A 1,089-nucleotide genomic window follows, 5' to 3' on the forward strand; every position below is an offset into this window, starting at 1 on the left:
CCGCCGCGCCCGCCCCGCGACCCTGGGCGAACTCCTCTTCACCCGCTGGCAGTCCCCACCCCGCTGAACGCCCCCGCCCCGGGCGTTGCCCCCGCTCAGCGCCCGGCCGGCAGGGTGCGCAGGAGGTCCGGGAGGGCGGTCAGGCCCGTGATGCGGCGGACGCCCGGGGGCGGGGGGAGGGCGGCGGCGCGGTCGAGCCAGATGCCGTGCAGGCCGGCCGCGTCGGCGGCGGCCGCGTCCACGTCGGGGCGGTCCCCGACGTAGGCGACCGAGCCCGGCGGCAGGCCCAGGGCCTCGCACGCGGCGAGGAACGCCTCGGGCGCGGGCTTGGCGTGGCCGAGCTGAGAGGAGCACAGCAGCACCTCGAAGCGGTCGCGGATGCCCAGCGAGCGCAGGGTGCCCTCCTGGTGCTCGGCGTCGGAGTTGGAGAGCAGGCCGTGCCGGTAGCCGGGGCTGAGGGCGGCGAGCGCGGGCAGCACGTCGGGGAAGAGTCCGGACTCGACGCGGCGGTGGGCGCCGTAGCGCTCGAACCAGGCGTCCGCCTCGGCGTCGGTCAACGGCCGCGGCGGGCCGTCGTCCGCGGCCTCTCCCGGCGGGGCGGCCCCCGCCTCCAGGAGGAACGCCCGCGCGCGCTCCCGGCGTTGCTCCGTGAAGGTCAGCTCGCCCGTGAGGTAGCGGGCGTAGTGGAACTCCATCAGCTCGCGCCAGCGCTCCAGCGCGCCCTCCGGGGTGGGGAAGCGGCGCAGCAGGCCCTCGGCCTCGAAGTGGCGCAGCGCGGCGGCCCGGTCGGTGCCGGAATAGTCGAAGAGCGTGTCGTCGATGTCCCACAGCACGGCGGCGATCCCCGCCGCGCCCCCGGCGGAGTCCGGGCCGCCCGGGCCGTCCGGGGCGCTCACAGCGGGCCGGCGCCCGGCCCGTCCGGCCGTTCGCCGCGCTGGGAGAGGACCGCGCGGGACGCCTCCGCCGCCTCCTCGTCGGTGAGCCGGACCAGGCCCTCGGCGGTGATCAGGACGATCAGCGGCCAGGTGCGCCGCACGGGGTCGGGGCCGCCGGTGGCGGAGTCGTCGTCGGCGGCGTCGTAGAGGGCCT

General features: G+C 78.5%; 1 protein-coding gene and 1 pseudogene. Both read right to left on the minus strand.

The genetic code is table 11. The annotated features are described in order from the left end of the window. Positions 1-95: 95 nt before the first annotated feature. Positions 96-896, minus strand: a complete 801-nt coding sequence (locus D7231_RS35580) for an HAD family hydrolase (protein ID WP_242000094.1) — start codon at positions 894-896, stop codon at positions 96-98. After that, positions 893-1,089 (minus strand): annotated as a pseudogene (locus D7231_RS36850) (proteasome subunit beta); the annotation flags it as partial. The gene D7231_RS35580 and the pseudogene D7231_RS36850, both read right to left, overlap by 4 nt.

This window comes from Streptomyces klenkii (assembly GCF_003626645.1).
GTDB lineage: Bacteria > Actinomycetota > Actinomycetes > Streptomycetales > Streptomycetaceae > Streptomyces > Streptomyces klenkii.